The following is a 21406-nucleotide window of genomic DNA, read 5'->3' on the forward strand; positions in this document are numbered from 1 at the left end:
TCCGATCGGTCGACCGACACGAGTTGTCGTTCGACAACTCAATTATTATTTGTGTCCACTACGTGGGTGGTATTGCCTCGCATGAGTACCGACGAACCAAGCCAATCGACCGAGGAGCATGGCCACGAACACCACGAAGTAGAGGGACCGGGGTATCCGACGCCCGCGGCGATGCGAACCGAGTCCGAACGCGAGAAGACGGCGTTCGTCATCGCGCTCCGTGTCGGGATGGACGTCGACGGCTCCGACTTCATCGGCGTCGTCGACCTCGACCCCGAATCGGACACGTACAGCGAACTGATCGACACCGTCGAGATGCCGAACAAGGGCGACGAACTCCACCACTTCGGCTGGAACACCTGTTCGTCGTCGTGTCACACCGAGGGGCTGATGCGCGATCACCTGATCGTGCCCGGACAGCGGTCCTCGCGCATCCACATTCTCGACGCCGAGGATCCGCGGGACATGGAGATCGAGAAGGTCATCGAGCCCGAGGAGCTCTTCGAGTACGACCTGTCGGCGCCCCACACGGTTCACTGTGTCCCCGGTGGCAAGGTCGTCATCAGCATGCTCGGGGACGCCGACGGCGAACTCCCCGGTGGCTTCCTGCAACTCGACCAGGAGGACTTCTCCATCGACGGCCACTGGGAGGCCGACCGCGGTGACATGGAGATGAACTACGACTACTGGTACCAGCCCCGCCACAACGTGATGATCTCGACGGAGTGGGCCGCGCCGAAGACCTACTACCCCGGCTTCGACCTCGACGACGTTGAGGCGGGCAAGTACGGCGACAGCATCCACATCTGGGACTGGGAGAACAAGGAACACCAGCAGACCCTGACCTTCGGCGAGGAGGGGCTGATTCCGCTCGAGATCCGGATGCCCCACGATCCCGAGGAGACGCAGGGCTACGTCGGTGCCGCCCTCTCCTCGAACATCCTCCGCTTCTGGGAGGAGAGTGACGGCGTCTGGGAGTGGGAGAAAGTCATCGACGTCGAATCGCGCGAGCATCCCGACTGGGACATGCCCGTCCCCGGGCTGGTGACCGACATCGTCCTCTCGCTGGACGATCAGTACCTGTTCTTCTCGAACTGGCTGCACGGCGACATGCGGATGTACGACGTCAGCGACTTCGGCAACCCCCGACTTGTCGACCGGATCTGGGCCGGCGGCAACTTCGGTGACCGACAGGAGATCCAGGACACCGAGATCCGAGGTGCCCCCCAGATGCTCCAGCTCTCCCGCGACGGCAAGCGCGTCTACTGGACGACGTCCCTGTTCTCCTCGTGGGACAACCAGTTCTACCCCGAAATCGGCGAACAGGGATCGCTGATGATGAAGGCGGACGTCTACCCCGACGAGGGGCGGATGGAACTCGACGAGGACTTCCTCGTGGACTTCGGCGACGCTCCGGGCGGTCCCGCCCGCGCCCACGAGATCAGGTGGCCCGGCGGCGACTGTACCAGCGACGTCTGGCAGTAGATGCCCCACGAGGTCACCTTGGAGTGGCGTGACGGGCGGGAAGCGACGATCGACGTCGCCGAGGGCGAGACGATCATCGACGCGACCGAGCGCGAGGGACTCGGTGTCCCCTACGGCTGTCTGTACGGCGCCTGCGCCACCTGCACCGGGCGTCTACTGGACGGTGACCTCGTTCACGTCGAGCGGGCGAACGGGCTGAAACCCCGACACCGACAGCGTGGTTACGTCCTCCTCTGTGTGGCCGAACCGCGTTCGGATTGTCGGATCGAAGTCGGCGCGGACGTACAGGCCGATCTCGTACCAAACCCCTGGAAATGAACCGAACCCACCGCCGCGTTTTGACCGCCGTCTTCGGGAGCGCCGTCCTCTCGACGCCGGTCGCCGCACACGGCGTCGGGACTGCCGCGGCCGGACTCGGCTTCCCGCTCGTCGTCGCCGCCTCGGTCGGTGCCAGCCTGTTCGGGGGCGGTCTCGTCCTCGCCGCCGCCGGTCGGCGGAACGTTCCGATCCGACGGGTCGTCCTCCCCTTGCTCGTCGCCCTCGGCGGGCTCTCGGTCGCGCTCGCCCTCGACGTGGTCCCGATCAGTGCGGTCCTCGGCGTCACCGTCGGCGTGGGACTCGCCACCGCCGTCCGCGGGCGCACCCTCACGGACTGTGGCACCTGTGCGGACGCCGCGCTGGGGGCCGTGACGCTCCACCGCGGCCTCGAAGGGGTCGTCCTCGCCACGCTCTACGCCGCCGACGCGGCGCTCGGTGTCGCGGGTGCGGCCGTCCTCGCGGTCCACGCCATGGCGGAGACGGCCGCCGTCGGCTCGCTGTACGCGACCTCCCGGCGGTACGCACTCGGCGCGGTCTGTCTCCTACAGGTCGGGTTCGTCGGCGGCGTCGCCGCGGGGTGGCGCGTCGTCGACGCCGTCCCACCGGCGCTCGAGGCGGGACTGCTAGCACTCGTCGGTGGTGTCCTCCTCGCCGTCGGCGCTCGGGAGGGCTACCTCCGCTACGCCGGGCGGCGGTCGGCCGTCGCGGGATGAGTCGGGGTCTCCGGGCCTCGCCACGGCGTCCGTCACCGGGGAGCGGTGGAACGGTCCGCTCCTGCCGGCCGTCGCTCGGCCGGACGCCTGTCGGCGTACGGATACTCGAGGGAGAGGGTCCGACCGCTCAGGCCGAATCCGACTCGTCGACCGACTCGGCGTCGCGTTCGTGGATCCGAACCGTCGAAATCCGGGCACCGTCGACGCCAGTCACCTCGATGGCGCGTCCAGCGACGTCGACGCGGTCACCCACTTCGGGCGCGCGGTCGAGTCGGCTGAGCACGACACCGCCGATCGTTCCGACCGTCTCGTGGTCGATGTCGACGTCGAGTACGTCGTTGACGGTCGATATCGCGACGCCGCCGTCGGCGTCGAACCCCCCGTCCCCCCGCCGGCGGATCGTCGATTCACGCTCGTCGGCGTCGAACCCGTCGCGGAGATCACCGACGACGGCCTCGACGACGTCCTCGACCGTCGCGATACCCTCGAACGATCCCCACTCGTCGATCACCGCGGCCACCTGCTGGTGCTCCGCCCTGAACTGCAACAGGAGGTCGTTGATCGCCGTCGTCTCCGGGACGACGATGACCTCGTGTGCGATGTCGCCGGCCGTCGTCGCCGCGTCCGCCTCTTCGCTCGCGCGCAACACGTCCTTGACGTCGACGAACCCGACCACCTGGTTCGGGTCGTCGGCCTCGACGACCGGATAGCGCGTGTGGCCGGACTCGAAGACGGTCTCGCGAAGAGCCGATAGCGTGGCGTCGGCTGGCACGCTCGTCACGTCCGGCCGTGGAACCATGACCTCCCGCACGGTGGTGTCGTCGAGTTCGAACACACGCTCGATCATCGCTACCTCCTCGACGTCGATATCGCCCTCCTCTCCGGAGCGTGCCAGGACCCGCCGGATTTCGCGTTCGCCGAGCGTCTCGTCGGACTCGGAGGCCGGCGGTACACCCAGAAACTGCGTGAACGCGTTGGCCGCCCCGTTGAAGACGACGATCCCCGGGTAGAAGATGTAGTAGAAGAGTTTCATCGGCGGTGCGAGCAACAGCGAGAGTCGCTCGGTCCGGGCGATGGCGAACGTCTTCGGCGCGAGTTCACCGAAGACGACGTGGAGAAACGTGATGATCAAGAAGCCGATGGCGACGGCGACGAGGTGGACGAGCGCCGTGGGAAGGACCGACCCGAGTACGGGTTCGAGGAGCGACGCGATTGCCGGTTCGCCGGCCCACCCGAGGCCCAGCGAGGCGAGGGTGATACCGAGTTGCGTCACCGCGAGGTAGTTGTCGAGGTCGTTCATCACGTCTTGGAGGGCCGCCGAGCCAGGGCTCCCGTCGGCGGCGAGTTGTTCGACCGACGTGGCACGGACCCGCACGAATGCGAACTCCGCGGCGACGAAGAAGCCGTTCAGCACCACGAGGAACAACGCGACGAGGAGCCGTGCGATGGAGAGGCCGACGTCTACCATCGACACACTCGGTAGCCGGCGGCGCTCGTGTCAAACGAATCCATACTGGCACGTCCCCGCGAACCCACTAAAAATGTCGTCCCGGTCGGAGCCCCGCCGTCCAGTCAGTCGTCAGCGGCGTGGGCGTCGTGCTCGCAGACCGCCGGCTCCGGTGCCACGTCGATGGCCGGGTTCTCGTCGAAGAAGCCCTCGGGTGCGAGTTCGAAACTCGCCACCTCGACCGGCAGCACCGGCCAGTCCTCGGGTCGGGTGCGGTGGTTGACGCCGAGCGTGTACCAGACGACCAGATCCTCCTCGACGATGTCGCGGTCTTGGCTGGTCCACTCGCGGAGTCCCGATGGATCGTCGTTCTGGGTCGGGTAGTCGCCGCCGGCGTACATCTCGTCCTCGTCGTACGGCGTCACCCAGAAGTCGTCGTCGACGAACCCGGCGCGCCGGCGGGCCGGCGACCCGGGCTGCATCGGCGACCCCACGTTCGTCTTGGGGTGGAGTTTGTATCCGGTGTTGTAGCCGTAGGCGTTCGTCTCGTTGGGATTGACGGTCTGCCAGTACCGCCCGCGGTTCGGATCGATGCCCATCCGTGCCTCCTGTTCGGACTCCAGTAGCGTCTCCTTCATCTACCACCCCTGACCCGCGGGGTTGTCGGACTCCTCGTGGTTCCAGGCCACGTCGTCTACCGGTTCGTTGTGGACCTCGTACACCGAGTTCTCCTCGCCGTCGATGTCGAAGTCCATCCGGAAGTTGAAGTGGTGCTGGTGGAGGGAGGTCTTGATCTGCGGGGCGGCCACCTCGTAGAACCCGCCCGTGCCGTCGGCAGTCGTCCCCTCGGGCACCACACCGTTAGAGTCGATGCCGGTCAGGCGCATCTCGGCCTCGATCCGACCGTCCTGGTAGAAGTAGTAGTAGAAGGCGTAGTCGTAGTTGTAGACGGTGGTGATCTGTGAGATGACCAGCTGCCGGCGACGCCGGACCTCCGTGTTGCCCTTGCGGACCTCGGTGTGTTTCCAGAGGAGGCCGTCGTCCTCCTCGTGCATGCAGATGGCGTTGGGGAACTCGAGGACCTCGCCGTTCCGGTCGTTGGTGACGGCGTCGAAGTAGTGCATGACGCCCAGACAGTCACAGCCCTCGTCGAGGGAGTTCACCATCCGCCCGACGTTGAACTCGCCGATGTCGAGGGCGTTCTTCCAGCTGTGGTTGGGGTCGGTGTCGCCGTAGGGCACCGACATCGCCGACGCGGCGAGCCGGTGGAGGATCTTTCGCTCCTCGCCGCCGTCGTCGTAGGTGACGTCGTGGATCACGAGCCCTTCGCGGTCGGTCCAGCCGACGCGGAACGACCACTTCTCCCACTCGACCTCGCGGCCGTCGACCCCCCAACTCACACCGTCGGGCTGGACGACGTCGAGGTGTTCTCGCGTGTCCCGAGTGTCGACCTCGTCGGCTCTGAAGTCGGCACGTTCGGGTGGTAGCGGGCTGTCCTCGTCGACGACGCCGTTGTCGACGACGTCGACGACCTCCATCTCGTCGAGGTCGACGAACGTGTGGATCCCTTCCAGCGGCCGGGAGTAGGCGTTGTCCGTCTCGTCGCGTCCGACCCACGCGAGGCCGCGGGCGAGGCGTCGGTCCTCGAACTCGTCGGGGACGAACTCGCTGGCGTTGACCGGCCACGGGTCGACGATGACGTGTTCGAAATCCTCGACACCGCGCTTGCGCGCGGCCTCGCGGAACGCCTCGCTCTCGATGATGGCCCGTTCCGACTCGCGGACGTCCATGTCCGGGATGTGCGGGATCGCATCCGGCAGATGCTCCCACGAGACCACCTCGTCGTCGCTCAGGGAGACGACCGCCTCGTAGGTCTCCCGCTCCTCGAAGTCGCGGAGGACGGCCGTCACCTCGCGGTCGAACGGGCCGCCGTCCCCCCACTCGGCTAGTTCCTCTTTCGGTGGCTCGACCGGCTGGTAACTGTAGAATCCGACACTGCCGTCGACTTCCGGGCGCTCCTCTAGGATCTCCGTGGTCAGTTCGATCTCCGCTGCGGTCAGGGGATCGAGCGGATGCTCGACCTCGGGAGTGCTTACTTGTGCTATTTCATTCGTGTTACTCGGAGCCATCTAAATTAAATATTCTGGGCAGACCCGAAAAATAGCGCGTTTTACAGAACTTATTTGGGGCCTTAGGGTGAATAACACTCTGTATAAGTGGAGAATATATCGTGTTTAGCAAAACTTTATAACACAGGTATATATCCGACTCTATGTGGATGCCTATGCACGATAGCGAAACGAATGCGATCGTCGTTCAGACGGAGGCCGAGAAGGATCGTACCGTACTGATACCGCACGACTGCGACGGATCGGTGGGGTGTCGCTGAGATGGACGTACTCCTGCAGGCCGACCCCGAGGTCATCGCCGAGGGCGTCAACCTGCTCTGGGTCATGGTCGCGACCTTCCTCGTGTTCTTCATGCACGCGGGCTTCGGGATGCTCGAATCCGGCCAGGTCCGCTCGAAGAACGTCGCGAACCAGTTGACGAAGAACGTCCTCACCTGGGGGATCGGCGTCCTGGCGTACTTCATCGTCGGCGTCGGCGTCTCCGCCATCGTCGCCGGGGTCACCTCCGGCGGCGGCTTCTCCGCGCCTTTCGCCCACTACAGTGCCGGCTCGACGACGTGGGCGAGCATCCTCTTCGGGGCCGCGTTCTCGATGGTCGCGGCCTCTATCGTCTCGGGCGCCGTCGCCGAACGCGCACAACTCCGTGGCTACCTAGTCTTCACCGTCTTCGTCGGCGCGCTCATCTACCCGGTCGCGACGGGCCTGACCTGGGGTGGTGGCTTCCTCTCCGCGCTTGGATTCCAGGACTTCGCCGGCGCGGCGGTCGTCCACATGACCGGTGGGGTCTGTGGCCTCGTCGCCGCCTACACGGTCGGTCCGCGGGTCGACAAGTTCAACGACGACGGCTCCGCGAACGTCATCCCCGGACACTCGCTGCCCTACGCCATCCTCGGGACGCTCATCCTCGCTTTCGGCTGGTACGGGTTCAACGTCGGCACCGCGGTTAGCGTCTTCCAGGTCACCGACGCCGGCGAACTCGCCCTCGCCGACTACGCCTACGCCGGCCGTGTCGCGATCAACACCGCGCTGGTCATGGGGACCGGAAGCATCGGCGCCGCGGCGGTCAGCGTTCTCCGGAGCGGCAAGGTCGACAGCCTCATGACGGCCAACGGCCTGCTTGCGGGCCTCGTCAGCGTCTGTTCGATCGCCGCGGTCGCGAGTTGGCAGGCGACGCTCGTCGTCGGCTTCGTCGCCGGCGTGCAGGTCGTCCTCGTCTTCGACCTGCTGGAGAAGATCGGCATCGACGACGTCTGTGCCGTCTTCCCGGTCCACGGCTCCGCCGGCGCGCTGAGTGCGCTCGCGTACCCCTTCGTCGACACCACGTCGGCGTTCTCGGTCTCCCAACTCGGCGTGCAGATCGCCGGCATCGTCGTCCTCGCGGCCTGGGCAGCGGTGATCACCTTCCTCATCTACGGCCTGCTGAGTGCGCTCGGCTGGGCGCGGGTGAGCGGCGAGCACGAACGCGAGGGGCTCGACTCCTCGGAACACGGCATCGTGACCTACCCCGAATTCGGCGACAACTCGGTCGGCACCGCACCGGGGCGCGCACCCGAGACGGCGGCCGACGGCAGTGGGGTGTCCGACGATGACTGAGATCGAGATGGTGGTCGCGTACATCCGCCCCGACACACTCGGAGCGGTGAAGCAGGCGGTCGCCGAGGCGGGCGCGCCCTCGATCACGGTGTCGAACGTCTCCGGCCGTGGCTCACAGCCCGCGAAGAAGGGGCAGTGGCGCGGCGAGGAGTACACCGTCGACCTCCACCAGAAGACGAAAGTCGAGTGCGTGGTCGCGGACGTCGACGGCGCGGACGTGGCCGAGGCCATCCGCGATGCGGCGCACACGGGTGAACCCGGCGACGGCAAGATATTCATTATGCCCGTCGACAACGCGATCCAGGTCCGCACGGGCAAGGAGGGCCCCGACGCGGTCTGAGGCTGCGCGTCGCCCGCGAACAGTCCCCGTCCCCACTCGATACGTCGCCCGTGCACTCCGTTCATTCATGTCACTCACCCCGCTTGCCGTCCCGCTCGCCCTCCTGACCGCTGCGGCGCTCTCGACCCCGGCGGCCGCCCACGGGACGGCGACCACCGTGCGCGGCCTCGCCTTCCCCGCAGTCGTCGTCGCCTCGATCGGCGCCAGCCTGCTCGGCGGCGGGGTCGTCCTCGCCCTGACCGACCCCGCCGCTGGCACGGATCGCGTCGATCGCGTCCTCCCGCCCCTGTTGCTCGGACTCGGGGGGCTCTCGATCACGCTCGCCCTCGACGGCGCGCCGCTCGGCGTGGCGGCCGGCGTCCTCGCCGGTGTGGGTGTGGTCGCCGTCGTCCGTGGCCGTGCCGTCACCGACTGCGATACCTGTGCGGACGCCGCGCTGGGGGCCGTGACGCTCCACCGCGGCCTCGAAGGGGTCGTCCTCGCCACGCTCTACGCCGCCGACGCGGCGCTCGGTGTCGCGGGTGCGGCCGTCCTCGCGGTCCACGCCATGGCGGAGACGGCCGCCGTCGGCTCGCTGTACGCCGCCACTCGCCGGCACGCGGTCGGCGCGGTCTGTCTCCTACAGGTCGGGTTCGTTGGCGGCGTCGCCGCGGGGTGGCGCGTCGTCGACGCCGTCCCACCGGTCGCCGAGACGGGTGCTCTGGCGCTGGTGGGTGCCGTGCTCCTCGCCGTCGGCGTTCAAGAGGGGTATCACCGCTACGCCGACCGGCGGGCCGTCGTGGCGTAGGTGGTCCCGGCGACCGGGCCCCCACGACAGACATATACGTTCGACCCCGCTACACGGCCCGAGCCTCCCGGTGCTCTTTCCCACTCACCTCGCCGCGGCGTACGTCCTCGGGGAGCGGTGGGACCTGTCCGCTCCCCTCCTCGTCGCGGGGGCGGCGCTCCCCGACCTCGTGGACAAGCCCGCCGCGATGCTGAATCTCGTCGACCTCTACCAGACGGCCGGACACTCCCTGGCCGTCCTCGCCGCCGGCTTCGCCGTCGTGTTCCTCCGCCGGGCATGGACCCCGCTGTGGCTCGGCTGGGCGTCACACCTCGCGCTCGACGCCGTCCACATGATCGTCAACGGGCGGCCGGGGGACCTCCTCTTTCTGGCGTGGCCGACGATCACGCACGTCCCGGCCGTCTCCCTCCCGCCCGTCGCGTTCGCTCGCCACTACGTCGGCACGCCGTCGTTCGCCCTCGAGTTCGTCGTCTGGGGTGTGCTGGCCGCGATGCTTCTGGGTCGGCGACGACCCACGAAACGAAGGGACTGCGGTCGAAGTTAGTCCGCGCTGACTTCCGGACCGAGGTCGATCTCGCCGGCGTCGAGTTCGGCTTCGACCTCGCGGGCGGCCGTGACCATGTTCTCGATCTTCCGGTACGCGACCTCCCGGGGGAGGAGCTTCACGCCACAGTCCGGGCTGACGGTGAGGTTCTCCGGCGGGACGACCTCGAACCCGCGCAGAATGTTCTCCTTGATCTCCTCGACGGACTCGACCTCCGTGGTGTGGACGTCGACGACGCCGAGCGCGAGGTCGGTCGTGAACTCGGGGTCGGTGAACACGTCGATCTGTTCGTAGTCGCCGTTGCAGAGTTCGAGGTCGAACTCGTCGATGGGGTACTCCAGCAGTTCGGGGTAGATGCGCGAGTAGTCGCCGTAACAGACGTGGAGGCCGATGCGCACCTCGTCGGGAATGCCGGCGACGATGCGGTCGAGACACTCGCCGACGATGGCGTGGTCGTCCGGCGTCGTCGCCAAGGCGGGTTCGTCGATCTGGATGTAGCGCGCGCCGGCGTCGACCAGCGCCTCGATCTCCTCGTTGACGAGGTCGGCCAGCGCGTAGGCGAGGTCGGCCTCGTCGTCGTACGCCTCGTTGAACGACCAGGCGGCGAGGGTGTACGGGCCGGTGATGGGCACCTTCACCGGCTTCGAGGCGGCGGACTTCGTGAACTCGAACTCGTCGACGAGCCACGACTCCGCGTACTCGACCTCGTCGACGACCGAGGGTTTGTCGAAGTAGTTGTGGCCCCACACCTTCACGGGGCCGTTGAACTCGTAACCCTCGATGCGGTCGGCGAAGAACTCCACCATCTCGTTGCGGCGCATCTCGCCGTCCGAGACGGTGTCGAGTCCCGCCCGCTCGTGTTCGTCGACGATGACGCGGCAGGCGTCGTCGTGGGCCTCGTGGAGTTGCTCCTCGGTGAACTTCGAGTCCGGATCCTCCGCGAGGTCCGAGACCCGGTTGAGCCACTTGGGCTTCGGGTAACTGCCGACGATGGAGGTGAGCAGGAAGTGCTCGTTGGGGTGGTCGTCGGGGCGGAACTGCTCGCGGTTGTTCTCGCTCATGCGTCCACCTCCGCGAGCGTGGCGGCGTCGGCCAACGCCTCGAGTTTGGCCTCGAACTTGTTCACCGGCAGGTAGAACAGTTCCGTGTTCGAGGTGATGTAGGCCCGGTCGAAGTCGGTGTGGGTGTTCTCGTCGACCCACTCGACCCGGTCGCGGATCGTCTCGGGCGACTCGACGAGCGTATTTTGCCCGTCGACCAGCCCCATCGCAACCGCGTCTTTCGTGCCGTACTCGTTGATGTTGTACAGCGACTCGTCGGCGTCGGCGACGAAGTCGAAACCGATGGCGTCGACGTCGGCGTCCATCAGGTGGGCGTACGTCCGCTCCGGGATCGATCCCCAGTAGGTGTGGACGACGACGTCCGCGTCCGCCGCGTCGGCGACGCGGTCGATGGCCTCGCTCGCGTGTTCGTTGGCATCGTCGTCGGGTGTGTTCTCAACCAGCGACGGTTCCAGGAGGAACAGCGTCTCGTGGGCAGGGAACTCCGCCACCTCGCCCGCGAGGAAGTCGGCGACCGCGTCGAGGAAGTCGGCGTCGTCGCCGTAGAACTCGTCGGTGGCGAGGTCGGACAGGGAGTACGGCCCCGGCAGGACGGCCTGCAGGTCGTCGCCGTCGGCGTCGACGGCCGACAGCTCCTCCGCAACGTCGCCCGAGGGTGTCAGTTCGTCCTGCACCTGCGGGTCGCGGTAGAAGTTGTTGTTGTCGTAGTAGCGGACGATCCCTCCCGTCTCGACGTTCTCGTGGACGGCCAGTGGGTGGGCGAGCATGTCGTCCCACCGCAGTTGGCCCTCGACGATCCGATCGAGGTCGGAGTCGGCTTGTGCGTCCACCACGTCGGCGCGGGCGCGCTCGTAGGCGTCGCGGACCTCCGGCCCTTCGTCGCCGGAGATCAGGTCGCCCTTCTGGTGGCCCTTCAGTTCGGATAGCTCGTCTTTCGCCCAGTCGGGAAGTGGATACAGTCCCGGTGTCGTGGCGACCAGTTCGGTCATCGACCGAACGTAGGTGATGCCGTCGCTTAATATTTGCTAAACCAAAATATGTGTCATAGTTATTCGAGCCGCAGGATCGACAGCGTCTCGAAGGGATAGGACTCCTGGCGCACCGTTTCGACGCCGAACCCCTGCCGCTCCGCGTCCTCGACGACCGCCTCGAATCCCGTGAGGCTGCTGACGAGGAGGAGGACGATTCCGCCGGGGCACAGGATCCGCCCGACCGAATCGAGGAAGGGCTCGATGACCGCCCGCCCGGACTCCCCGCCCGAGAGCGCCCGCTCCATCCGGTCGTCCCACTCGTTGTCGGGATCGGTGGGGAGATACGGCGGGTTGAAGGCGACGGTGTCGAAGCTCTCGGCTCGGAACGGCGCGACGAGGTCGGCCCGGACGGCCGTCAGTCCCCGGTCGCGGGCCTGCCGACAGGCCTCGGGGTTGTAGTCGCTGGCGACCACCTCGGCGTCCGTCTCCGCCGCGATGCGCTCGGCGACCCAGCCCGACCCCGTTCCGACTTCGAGCGTCCGACCGCGGGCGTGGTTGACCGCCGCCTCGGCGAGCAGGCGGGAGTCCTCGGCCGGCTGGTACACCGTAGTCTCCATCCCCCGGCGGGCCGCCAGATCAGCGGCCGAGTCGTCGGTCATCGCTCCCCGTCGCCGTCCGTCGCCGGTGCCGGGGCCGGGCGTTCGGCCCCCTCCGCGGTGGCGAGGCCGCCCTCTTCGGTCCGACCCATGAGTTCGCGCTGCGGGAACGGGATCTTGATCCCCGCGTCGGCGTAGGCGTCGGTGACCGCCTCGATCACCGCAGTCCGGGCACGCCACATCCGCCGGGCACTCGGGTTGTCGATCCACACCCGGATCCCGAGGACGATGGCCGAGTCCCCGAACCGTTTGCCCACCACTTGGGGCGTCGGCACGTTCAGGATCTGATCCAGTTCCTTGACCGCTTCGCGGGCGATCCGGGCCGCTCGCTCGGGGTCGTGGTCGTAGTCGACTCCGACCTCGACTTCGATCCGGAGTCGACCCTTGCGAGTGCGGTTGGTGATCGCCTGGCCGCTCACCTCGTCGTTCGGGAGCATCACGTACTCGCCGTCGAACGTCTGGATACGGGTGCTGACGATGGTAATCTCGGTGACTATCCCCTCGCGGTCGCCCACCTGAATCCAGTCGCCGATCTCGAAGGGCCGTGAGAACATCAGGACGAACCCCGCGAGGGCCGCCCCCAGCGTCTGTCTGGCTGCCATGCCGACGACGATGCCGAGGAAGCCGGCCCCGACCAGCAGGCTCCCGAGGTCGCGGGTGAACAGGCCGACCACGACGAGCACCGCCAGCGTGTACAGTGTCACCTGTGTCAGCCGGTAGACGATCTCCCGCTGGTGTTCGCTGATGCTCGATCGCTTGCCCGTGAACTCGCCGATGATACGCCCGACGAGGTCGGTCAGGGCGTAGGTCGTCGTCAGGATCACCACCGCGAGCAGGATCCGCCCGGCGAGATTCTGGAGGCCGAGGTTCCGGTACGACCGCGCCAGCGGTCCGACCAGATCCCACAGCACGACGACCGTCAGGATACCGCCGCCGGTCACCAGCGTCATCGCCGCCGACAGCACGAGTTCGCTCCGCTGGCCGATCTCGCGGTCGCTTCGGCGCAGACGGTTCGCGCCGTACCGGGCGCCGAGGACGATCACTATGATGACGACCGTCGCGATCGCCCGACTCGCCGTCGTCGCGGTCGCGGCGGTGACGGCGTCAGCCACCCTCGACACCCCCGCCGTGTTCGGCCGCGAGGCCGGCGAGTTCGGCGAACTCGTCCGGCCGCAGGTCCCCCGCCCGTTTCGACATGATCGTCTCGTCGGCCGCCGCGACGACCGCGTCGGGGTCGTCGATCCCCGAGATGTGGGCGGTGTTGCGGACGGCGTTTCGGAGTGTCTTCCGGCGCTGGGTGAACACCGCCTTCACGAACCGCAAAAAGAAGGCCTCGTCGTCGACCTCGTAGTCGGGGTCGCGGGGCGTGGTCCGCACGACTGCGCTGTCGACCGCCGGCGGCGGCGAGAACGCCGTCGGCGGCACGGGTTCGACCACCTCGACGTCGGCGTAGTGGCTCGCACTCACCGAGAGACGGCCGTACTCGCTCGTCCCCGGTTCCGCGGCCATGCGCTCGGCGAACTCCCGTTGAAACATCAGAACGGTGGGGATACCGAGGGGTAGGAGGCGGAACGTGATCTCGCTGGAGACGCCGTAGGGTAGGTTCGAAACGCTCGCGGTCACGTCCTCGGGCAGGTCGACCTCGAGGGCGTCGCCGTCGATCACGGTCAGCCGGCCGGCCTCGATCCCCGCGTCGAACTCCCGTCGGAGGAAGGCGGCGAGGTCGGGGTCGCGCTCGACAACGGTCACCCGGTCACTCGTCGCGAGGAGGCGGTCGGTGAGCGCGCCCGTCCCGCCGCCGACCTCGAGGACGTGGCTCCGGTCGGCGTCGTCGTCGAGGTGCGTCGGCAACCGATCGAGGACACGGTCGTCGACGAGGAAGTGCTGATCGCGGTCCGGATTCCCGCTCACGCCCGCTCGATCGAGCAGTCGGTTCGGGTCGCGCGACGCTGTCATCGTCCCCGATAGCACGCGGGTCGGGGTAAGTTTCCCGTTTCAGCGTTACCCGTCGTCGCCCACGAACGTCCGGTACTTGAGATCCTCGTCGCGGAGTTCCTCGATGATCCGGTCGACCAGGACGCCCTTCGGATCGTGGAGCCCGGCGATCCGGTCTTCGAGGTCGTCGAAGCTCTCGAACGGTTCGCGCTTCCGTTCGTCGAGCACGTCGTTGCGGAGTTTCTTCCCGATGCCCGGCAGGAGGTTGAGTTGGTGGAGACGGAGGGTGATCGGCTGAGCCTCGTTGTAGAAATCGACGAAGCGTCGCTCCTCGCGGTCGACGATCTCCTCGACCACGTACTCCAGTTCCGAGGTCGCGGCGTTCGAGAGGTCGTCGTACTCGACCTCGCGGTATCGGTCGACTGGGTCCCGCTCACCCGCCGGATCGACGGCGATCCGATCGCCGATGCTCACGTCGGCGTCGTCGTCGAGGGTGAGTTCGAGCAGCCGGAACGCCGACTCCCCGAGGGCGTACGCCAGCGGCGATTTCTTGTACTGAGGGCGGTCGTCTCCCGGCCGACCGTGGGGGAGGTGGTCGAGGACGACGGCGTACGTCCGGTCCACGTCCTCGGCGGCGTCGACGCCGGCCTCTCCGCTCTCGGAGGTCGTCATATCCCACTTGTAGGGTGACTGGATATTTAAACCGTCGGCTACCGTCTCGTCAGGCGAACTCCTCGCCGAAGGCCGACCGACGGACTTCGCCAGCGATCCGCTCCTCGAACTCCACCTCGACGCGCTCCCACGTCGGTGACTCCCGGTTCGCCGCGTACTGCATGACGCCGACCGGCGGTCGGTGCGGGGCGTACTCGACGGCGATGCCCGCCGCGTACCCGGCCGGCTCCGACCGTTCGAGGACGTGGTAGCCGCCGTCCTCCGCGGCCGTCCTCGTCATCGCCTCGGCGTCGACGTCGTCGAGGCGGCCGGTGAGCGGATCGGTACCGACGGCGTCGATCAGCCCGTCTATCGTCCCCCCGGCCGTCCGCATCACGAGCCAGGTGGCCTCACCGACCGCCGTCGTGTAGCCGCCCTGTTCGAGGCGGTCGAATCCCGCCCGTCCCCCCTCGTGGTTCCAGTCGTCGTCGACCATCGCCTCGACGACCGACGCCGTCTCGAAGTCGCCGTAGCCGAAGGTGACGTTCGGTATTCCCCGAGACTGCACGTGGACGAGTTCGAACGCGTCGGAGTCGGCGTGCAGCGGCGGCCCCGATCCCAGCCAGCCGCTGCGAAGCCGCGCTTCGATGCTCCGATCCTCGACGCTCGCCAACACGCCCCCGACGTTCACGTGGCGCGCCCAGACGTACTCCGACGGAGCCAGATCGGGGTGAGTTGGCGTCGCTTCGAGCATCGACTCGAACCCGAGGACGCCGTCGTATTCCGAGACCTGTGTCGGGGTTGGTGTCGCCGTCTCCGTCGCGGTGGACGTGGGCGTCGCCGTCGGCGTCGCCGTCTCGTCGTCCGTGTCCGGATCGCCCGAACAGCCGGCGAGACCCAGCGCTCCGGCGACGCCGACCGCTTCGAGGAACTTCCGGCGAGGCCACGTTCCCCGCTCACTCCGTTCGCCCGACCGTGGCGTCGCCGTCGTCCCACTCGCTCTCTCCGATCGCTCGTGGGACTCCCGCCGAGAGACGCGCGACATACCTCCGGATCGGCCCACGGCGTCTTATACCTGCCCACCGGCGGGACGCCCGGGAACGTTTTTGTCCGTGGGCGGGCGACCGAAACCATGACTTCGGACGAACTCGCTCGTCTCCGGACGGTCGCCGACTACCAGTTCGGCGGCGGTGCTGGGGCAGCGCTGTTCCCGGTGGACGACGACCTGACGGTGACCCACTCGACCGGCGGTCGTCCCAGACAGATCCGCGCCGACGCGGGGCGGGTGGTCTCCTACGGTACCGACGGCCGCTTCACGCTCGGCATCGAGGGCGGGCGACGTCTGATCGGGACACTCGACGCGCCGCGGGCGCGGGTCGTCGTCGGCTCCGAGAGCGATCCGTTCGTTCGCGACGGGAAGAACGCCTTCGCGAAGTTCGTCCGCGCCGTCGACGACGACGTGCGCCCGAGCGACGAAGTGGCGGTAGTGGACCGCGAGGGCGACCTCCTCGGCGTCGGGCGGGCGGAACTGTCCGCCGACGCCATGCGTGACTTCGGGACGGGGATGGCGGTGAAGGTGCGCTCGGGTACGGACTAGAGGTACGCCGCCACGCCCAGCGCGCGGGCGACCGGGATGCCCGCGAGGACCGAGCCGAGGAGGTAGCCGCCGATAGCACCGCCGTTCAACAGTGGCAGCCCCGCGTGGGCGCGGCCCTTCATGACGGCCCACAGCAGGACGCCGAGGCCGAGGAAGGTCCCGACCATCGCCAGCAAGGCGGGGAGGTTGAGAGCCGGCAGTCCGGCGACGCCGAGCGACGATGCGGGGGAGAAGGCGGCCGCGCTGGCGACCATCACGGTCGGCATCACGGCGTCGCCCAGACCGATGAAGAAGGCGTCGCGTTCGCCGGACGACGAGCCGTCCGCCTCGTCGGCGTCGTCGGTGTGATCGATGGCGTCGTCGGGGGCGGCGTCCGCCCCGTCGTCCGCACCGTCCTCGTGAACCTCGTTCGCCCCGCTGAAGTCGTCGTCGAGCAGGGAGTACGACAGCGAGAGCGGGACGACGAGGATCACCGGTACGCGGAGGTCCATCACGCCCTCGGCGAGGCTGAGCATGTGCTCGGTGCCGTAGACGCTGATGGCGTCGTAGACGGCGAGCACCGACAGGAGGACGATAGCGGGCAGCAGACCGAAACTGATGCCGAACAGCGCCCCGGCACCGATCCCCATCACGACGCCGGCAGCGTCGATGACGTACCACTCGGGGTAGACGAGGAGGGCGAGGGCGACGCCCACCGAGAGCGCCACCGCGAGGACGTTGACCGACCCGACGACCAGCGGTGCGGGCGCGACGACGGCGAAGACGTACCACGAGATCAGCGCACTGGAGAGGAGGACGACCGCCCGGACCGCCCGCTCGAAGGCGTACTTGAACGCCGCGAGCATCAGGGCCGTCGCGACGAGGATGGCGGCGAAGTAGACGAGGCTGTTGGTCGGGTCCGAGGGGTCTTCGACCGCCTGGTACCCCGCAGTCTCGAAGGGGCCGACCATCGCGAGTGCGCCGACCTGAACGAGCAAGAAGAGCGCCCCGGCGACGGCGGTGCCGCGGGCTTCGCGGGCGTTCATGTCGACTCCTCGGACGGAGACCGGCCTGGCCGTCGTAAGTGCTGTCGTGCGATCATCTGGCGTAGAGTTTCGTGCCGAGCAGGTCGGGGAGGCGGATCCGATCGTCGGGCGAGACGGCGAGGTAGGGGCGGTCGACGGGACCGAACACGTCGACGACGCGCCCGACGCCCGACAGCGACTCGTCGACGGCCATCGTGCCGATGTCCGGCGTCGGGTCGCCGTCGGTACAGCGGACGATGGCCAACCCCTGTGCGGTCCGGGTGACGGTGCCGAGGCGACGCACGGTCAGTCCCGGAGGATCCCCACGTAGGCCGCGATGGCCTGGACGAGGTCGTTCTTCGAGGAGTCGTCGGCGCCCTTGATGAGTACGCGCCCACGGGGTTCGTACTCTCGGGAGTAGGTTTTGTCGCGTTCGATCACCGCGTCGTAGCCGACTTGCTGGGCGGCCTCGGCGATTTCGTCGACCGTCGGGTCGTCGACGGCCTCGCCGGTTGGGACCCGCCGCCCCTCGGAGCGACTCTTCGCCGCGTCCAGATAGGCGGGCCAGATGACGTTCTCGACCATACGTCATCCCGGCGCGCCGTCCGTAATACGGTTTTGGATGGCCTCGGCGTCAGCGCCGGTGTCGCCGGCGCGTGGCGGCGGCGACGGTGAGGAGGAACGCGACGGCGGCGGCGACGACGCCGAACCCGGGTGCGTCGCCGGAGGTGGTGGCAGTCGGCGTCTCGGTCGCCGGTTGTGCCGTCGGTTCGGCCGTCCCCACCGACCCGTCGACCGCCGACCGCGGGACGTAGCTCGACTCGTCGACCGCGTCGGGGTGGACGCCCGTCGCGACGGCGCGGACGGCGCGGACGATGCTCCGTGGTGCCGGCTGGTTGAGGTAGTTCACGTCCACCTCGACGGTCTGTCCCTCCCGGACCGCGGTCGTCTCGCGGTAGGCGGTGGCGTCGGGGACACCGTCGCGGTCGTTGTGGACGATCCACTGGGGATCACGGTCGCGAACCACCTCGTCGCTGACCTGCGCGTAGCCCGAGACGGTGTCGCCGACGACGTTCCGCGTCCCAGCGGTCGCCAGGACGTCGCCGACGAAGGTGTCCCCGCCGACGGTCCAGCCGTCGGAAAAGACGTACAGGGCGGTCGGACGGGGCTCGTCGGCGACGGCGTCGCGGACGGCCTCGACGTTCGCGCGCATCCAGGCGTTCGTCTCGGCGGCCCCGGCACACTCGCCGGTGAGTCGGCCGAGGAGCGTCGTGTCGTCGGCGACACCCTCGATGCTCGACGGACTCTCGAGGGCGAAGACGGTCAACCCTCGGTCGCGGAGCGTCGAGACGGCGTCGGCGGAGATGGTGCCCGGTGCGACCACGAGGTCCGGGTCGAGTTCGATCAACCGCTCGGACTGGATCCCGCCCGACGCCGTGTTGACGACCGGCAGCGACTCGGTCTCCTCCAGATAGCCCGCGAACTCGGAGACGCCGACGACCCGGTCGCGGGCGCCGATCTCCCAGATCGTCTGGGCTGCGCTGGGACTGAGCGTGGCGATCCGCTCGGGTGGTTCGGAGAGTGTGACCTCGGTCCCGGTGGCGTCGGTCCGCGTGACGGGGAACGAGCACGTGTCCGCGGACGATGGGTCCGAGTCGGTGTCGCCGTGGCCCGCGCCGGCGGGAGCCACGGCGCCGACGAGGAGGAGTGCGATCAAGCCGAGAGCGGCGAGGGTTCGTGCTGGGTGCATCCACCGTCCCATCGACTCTTACGCAACAAGTACTTACCTACCGCAAGCAGGGTTTCACGGGATGAGACTGAGCGTCCGCACGGGCGCGTGGATCGGCGGGTTGCTCGGCGCGTTCGTCGCCGTGACCCTCGTCAGTTCCACGATCGGACCGGTCCGCATCGGCGTCGGGAGCGTCGCCGATATCGCGCTGTCGGCGCTGCCCGGCCTCGCGACCGACGCGCCCGCGAGCCACCGGACCATCGTCCTCTCGATCCGCCTCCCCCGGATCGCCCTCGGCGCGGTCGTCGGCTTCGCGCTCGCGTCCGCGGGGACGGTGATGCAGGGGTTCTTCCGGAACCCGATGGCCGACCCCTCCATCGTCGGCGTCTCGGCTGGCGCGGCGGCCGGCGCGGTCGCGGCCATCGTCGCCCCGGTGGCGATCCCCTTTGCACTCCCGGTCGCCGCCTTCGCCGGCGCGCTCTGTGCCGCCTTCGGCGTCTACCTCCTCGCCTCGGAGGGCGGGCGGACACCCGTCGAGACGCTCCTGCTCGCGGGGGTGGCGGTCCAGACGTTCCTCGGCGCGGTCGTCTCCTTCCTGCTCGTCAGCGCGGGCCGGGACATCCGCGAGGCGATCTACTGGCTGATGGGCCACCTCCAACACAGCACGTGGACCGAGGCGGGTGTCGCCGGCGCCGTCGTCCTCCCCGGCTTCCTCGCCTTGCTCGCGTACGCGCACGATCTGAACGTCCTCCTGCTGGGCGAGGAGGACGCCCACTCGCTCGGCATCGAGGTCGAACGAACGAAGCGGCTCCTTCTCGCTGTCGCCAGCCTCCTGACCGCGGCCGCCGTCGCCGTCGCGGGCGTCATTGGCTTCGTCGGCCTGATCGTCCCGCACGTCATGCGACTGCTCGTCGGCCCGGATCACCGCATCCTCCTGCCGACGAGCGCGCTGGCGGGGGCCTCCTTCCTCGTGGCGACCGACACCGTCGCCCGTGCGGGCGCCGCCGAACTCCCCGTCGGCATCGTCACCGCGGCGATCGGTGCGCCCTTCTTCCTCTACCTGCTTCGCAACCGGGAGGTGCACACGCCGTGACGCCGGCCATCGACGTCGACGGCGTCTCCGTCGCCTTCGGCGGGAGCGAGGTGCTGTCGTCGGTGTCGACGACCGTCGACGAGGGACGGTTCGTCGGGCTCGTCGGCCCCAACGGTGCGGGCAAGACGACCCTGTTGCGGACCCTCAACGGTGCCCTCGATCCGGACACCGGGACGGTGCGCGTCGCCGGTCGTCGACTCGACGACCTCGGGTCGCGCGCGGCGAGTCGGCTGGTCGCGACCGTGCCACAGTCGACCGCGTCGACCTTCTCGTTCGACGTGCGCCGGGTCGTCGGCATGGGGCGGACACCCCACGTCGGCCGGTTCGAGGGCTGGACTGAGACCGACCGACGGGCCGTCGAGGACGCGATTGACCGCGCCGCGGTCGGCGGTCTGGCCGATCGCCCGGTGACCGACGTGAGCGGCGGCGAGCGCCAGCGGGTGTTCCTCGCCCGCGCGCTCGCTCAGAACACGCCCGTGCTCCTCCTCGACGAACCCACCTCCGACCTCGACGTGAACCACCAAGTCCGGACGCTCGACATCGTCTCCGACCTCGTCGACGAGGGGCGGACCGTCGTCGCGGCCATCCACGACCTGGATCTGGCGGCGCGCTACTGCGACGAACTCCGCCTGCTCCACGACGGCCGGATCCGGGCGGCCGGGTCCCCGACCGAGGTTCTCACCGAGTCGGCGGTCGAGACGGCATTCGACGCGACGGCGACGGTCACGCCCCATCCCGTCACCGGGACACCGTCCGTGACCGCCTTCGCGACGGCGGGCGAGGCGGCCGGTCGCGTCCACGTCGTCGGCGGCGGCGGGACGGCCACGCCCCTACTTCACCGCCTCGACGCCGCCGGCTTCGACCTCTCGGTCGGGGCCGTCGGCACCGACGACACCGACGCCGAGGCGGGGCGGGCGCTCGACTGCGACCTCCTGACCGTGCCGCCGTACGCACCCATCGACGCCGTGACGGGCGAGGACGTGGCCGACGCCGTCCGACGCGCCGACGCCGTCGTCGTGGCTGACGCGACGATAGCACCGGGGAACCTGTCGAACTTCGTCGCCGCCGCCGACGCCGACACGCCCGTCGTCGTCGACGGCCGGCCGATCGGGGAGCGCAACCTCGCCGGGGCCGAGGGGCGGCAGGCCGTGGCGCGCCTCCGGAGCCGTGGAGTCGTCGTTCCCGAGGACGGCGTCGTCGAGGCCGTATGCCGGATCGTCGACGGCGAACGCGGGGACTGGGAGGGAGGAGGACCGACCCCGAGCGAGCGGTCGGGTCGACGTCCACGGCCATACCCCGGTGACCCCACCTGACCGCGAAGCGTCATCCTTACTCGCGGGCGGCGCGAATCCC

The 21406-nt window shown here is 68.6% G+C and carries 20 protein-coding genes and 2 pseudogenes; 9 read left to right on the top strand and 13 right to left on the bottom strand.

The genetic code is table 11. The annotated features are described in order from the left end of the window. Positions 1-81 precede the first annotated feature (81 nt). The 3 genes from NBT81_RS06920 to NBT81_RS06930 are packed head-to-tail and all read left to right on the top strand — an operon-like array spanning position 82 to position 2516. Positions 82-1485, top strand: coding sequence for a selenium-binding protein SBP56-related protein (locus NBT81_RS06920; RefSeq protein ID WP_338742048.1), 1404 nt, complete (start codon positions 82-84; stop codon positions 1483-1485). Then, entirely contained in the window at positions 1486-1803 is a 318-nt protein-coding gene (locus tag NBT81_RS06925; RefSeq protein ID WP_338742050.1) for a 2Fe-2S iron-sulfur cluster-binding protein, read from the top strand. It abuts the gene before it with no gap. Then, positions 1800-2516, top strand: a complete 717-nt coding sequence (locus NBT81_RS06930; protein WP_338742052.1) for a hypothetical protein — start codon at positions 1800-1802, stop codon at positions 2514-2516. The genes NBT81_RS06925 and NBT81_RS06930 overlap by 4 nt, the downstream gene beginning before the upstream one ends. Before the next feature lie 127 nt (positions 2517-2643). Here the strand turns inward: NBT81_RS06930 and NBT81_RS06935 are convergent, their stop codons facing one another. Together NBT81_RS06935 and NBT81_RS06940 are read right to left on the bottom strand one after the other, a co-directional pair. Continuing rightward, complete coding sequence (locus NBT81_RS06935) at positions 2644-3984, bottom strand: hemolysin family protein (RefSeq protein WP_338742054.1); 1341 nt, start codon at positions 3982-3984, stop codon at positions 2644-2646. 104 nt (positions 3985-4088) lie between these two features. After that, positions 4089-6092 (bottom strand): annotated as a pseudogene (locus NBT81_RS06940) (primary-amine oxidase). A gap of 261 nt (positions 6093-6353) precedes the next feature. Between NBT81_RS06940 and NBT81_RS06945 the strand changes: the two are divergent. The 3 genes and pseudogenes from NBT81_RS06945 (at position 6354) to NBT81_RS06960 (ending at position 9356) form a co-directional block, all read left to right on the top strand. Then, positions 6354-8025, top strand: a pseudogene (locus NBT81_RS06945) (ammonium transporter). 67 nt (positions 8026-8092) lie between these two features. Then, positions 8093-8812 carry a hypothetical protein gene (locus NBT81_RS06955; protein ID WP_338742058.1) on the top strand — a complete coding sequence of 240 codons (720 nt, stop codon included), beginning with the start codon at positions 8093-8095 and terminating at the stop codon, positions 8810-8812. 70 nt (positions 8813-8882) lie between these two features. Next, a complete protein-coding gene (locus NBT81_RS06960) occupies positions 8883-9356 on the top strand; it encodes a metal-dependent hydrolase (protein WP_338742059.1) in 474 nt (157 codons plus the stop codon). Here NBT81_RS06960 and NBT81_RS06965 read toward each other — a convergent pair. Genes NBT81_RS06965 through NBT81_RS06995 form a run of 7 tightly spaced genes read right to left on the bottom strand, consistent with a single transcriptional unit; the run spans position 9353 to position 15675 of the window. Continuing rightward, complete coding sequence (locus tag NBT81_RS06965) at positions 9353-10417, bottom strand: methionine synthase (protein ID WP_338742060.1); 1065 nt, start codon at positions 10415-10417, stop codon at positions 9353-9355. The two genes, NBT81_RS06960 and NBT81_RS06965, sit on opposite strands and share 4 nt — an antisense overlap. Beyond that, positions 10414-11406: a 5-methyltetrahydropteroyltriglutamate--homocysteine methyltransferase gene (locus NBT81_RS06970; protein WP_338742061.1), complete on the bottom strand. Its 993-nt coding sequence runs from the start codon at positions 11404-11406 to the stop codon at positions 10414-10416. The genes NBT81_RS06965 and NBT81_RS06970 overlap by 4 nt, the downstream gene beginning before the upstream one ends. A 59-nt stretch (positions 11407-11465) precedes the next feature. After that, positions 11466-12047, bottom strand: coding sequence for a HemK2/MTQ2 family protein methyltransferase (locus NBT81_RS06975; protein ID WP_338742063.1), 582 nt, complete (start codon positions 12045-12047; stop codon positions 11466-11468). Next, positions 12044-13156, bottom strand: a complete 1113-nt coding sequence (locus NBT81_RS06980) for a mechanosensitive ion channel family protein (protein WP_338742065.1) — start codon at positions 13154-13156, stop codon at positions 12044-12046. The genes NBT81_RS06975 and NBT81_RS06980 overlap by 4 nt, the downstream gene beginning before the upstream one ends. Beyond that, positions 13149-14000 carry a 16S ribosomal RNA methyltransferase A gene (locus NBT81_RS06985; RefSeq protein WP_338742067.1) on the bottom strand — a complete coding sequence of 284 codons (852 nt, stop codon included), beginning with the start codon at positions 13998-14000 and terminating at the stop codon, positions 13149-13151. Before NBT81_RS06985 ends, NBT81_RS06980 begins: the two co-directional genes overlap by 8 nt. Positions 14001-14045: 45 nt before the next feature. Next, positions 14046-14651 carry a DUF655 domain-containing protein gene (locus NBT81_RS06990; RefSeq protein ID WP_338742069.1) on the bottom strand — a complete coding sequence of 202 codons (606 nt, stop codon included), beginning with the start codon at positions 14649-14651 and terminating at the stop codon, positions 14046-14048. 49 nt (positions 14652-14700) lie between these two features. Continuing rightward, positions 14701-15675 (bottom strand): hypothetical protein, encoded by a 975-nt coding sequence (locus NBT81_RS06995; protein WP_338742071.1) that lies wholly within the window; start codon positions 15673-15675, stop codon positions 14701-14703. Positions 15676-15762: 87 nt separating this feature from the next. On the opposite strand from NBT81_RS06995, the gene NBT81_RS07000 reads away from it, so the two are divergent. Continuing rightward, complete coding sequence (locus NBT81_RS07000) at positions 15763-16227, top strand: PUA domain-containing protein (RefSeq protein ID WP_338742073.1); 465 nt, start codon at positions 15763-15765, stop codon at positions 16225-16227. On the opposite strand, the gene NBT81_RS07005 is transcribed toward NBT81_RS07000, so the two are convergent. Genes NBT81_RS07005 through NBT81_RS07020 form a run of 4 tightly spaced genes read right to left on the bottom strand, consistent with a single transcriptional unit; the run spans position 16224 to position 18981 of the window. After that, positions 16224-17252, bottom strand: a complete 1029-nt coding sequence (locus NBT81_RS07005) for a presenilin family intramembrane aspartyl protease PSH (RefSeq protein WP_338742074.1) — start codon at positions 17250-17252, stop codon at positions 16224-16226. The two genes, NBT81_RS07000 and NBT81_RS07005, sit on opposite strands and share 4 nt — an antisense overlap. 52 nt (positions 17253-17304) lie before the next feature. Beyond that, entirely contained in the window at positions 17305-17535 is a 231-nt protein-coding gene (locus NBT81_RS07010; protein WP_338742076.1) for a Gar1/Naf1 family protein, read from the bottom strand. 2 nt (positions 17536-17537) lie between these two features. Continuing rightward, positions 17538-17816 (bottom strand): signal recognition particle subunit SRP19, encoded by a 279-nt coding sequence (srp19, locus tag NBT81_RS07015; protein WP_338742078.1) that lies wholly within the window; start codon positions 17814-17816, stop codon positions 17538-17540. Between the two features lie 49 nt (positions 17817-17865). Then, the gene (locus NBT81_RS07020) at positions 17866-18981 is read right to left on the bottom strand and encodes a PGF-CTERM-anchored ABC transporter substrate-binding protein (RefSeq protein ID WP_338742080.1); all 1116 of its coding nucleotides are present in this window, start codon (positions 18979-18981) and stop codon (positions 17866-17868) included. Positions 18982-19042: 61 nt separating this feature from the next. On the opposite strand from NBT81_RS07020, the gene btuC reads away from it, so the two are divergent. Both btuC and NBT81_RS07030 read left to right on the top strand, forming a co-directional pair. Continuing rightward, positions 19043-20053, top strand: a complete 1011-nt coding sequence (btuC, locus tag NBT81_RS07025; RefSeq protein ID WP_425498750.1) for a vitamin B12 ABC transporter permease BtuC — start codon at positions 19043-19045, stop codon at positions 20051-20053. Between the two features lie 62 nt (positions 20054-20115). Beyond that, positions 20116-21366 carry an ATP-binding cassette domain-containing protein gene (locus NBT81_RS07030; protein ID WP_425498773.1) on the top strand — a complete coding sequence of 417 codons (1251 nt, stop codon included), beginning with the start codon at positions 20116-20118 and terminating at the stop codon, positions 21364-21366. Positions 21367-21406 lie beyond the last annotated feature (40 nt).

The sequence above is a fragment of the Haloplanus sp. CK5-1 genome (genome assembly GCF_037201915.1).
GTDB lineage: Archaea > Halobacteriota > Halobacteria > Halobacteriales > Haloferacaceae > Haloplanus > Haloplanus salilacus.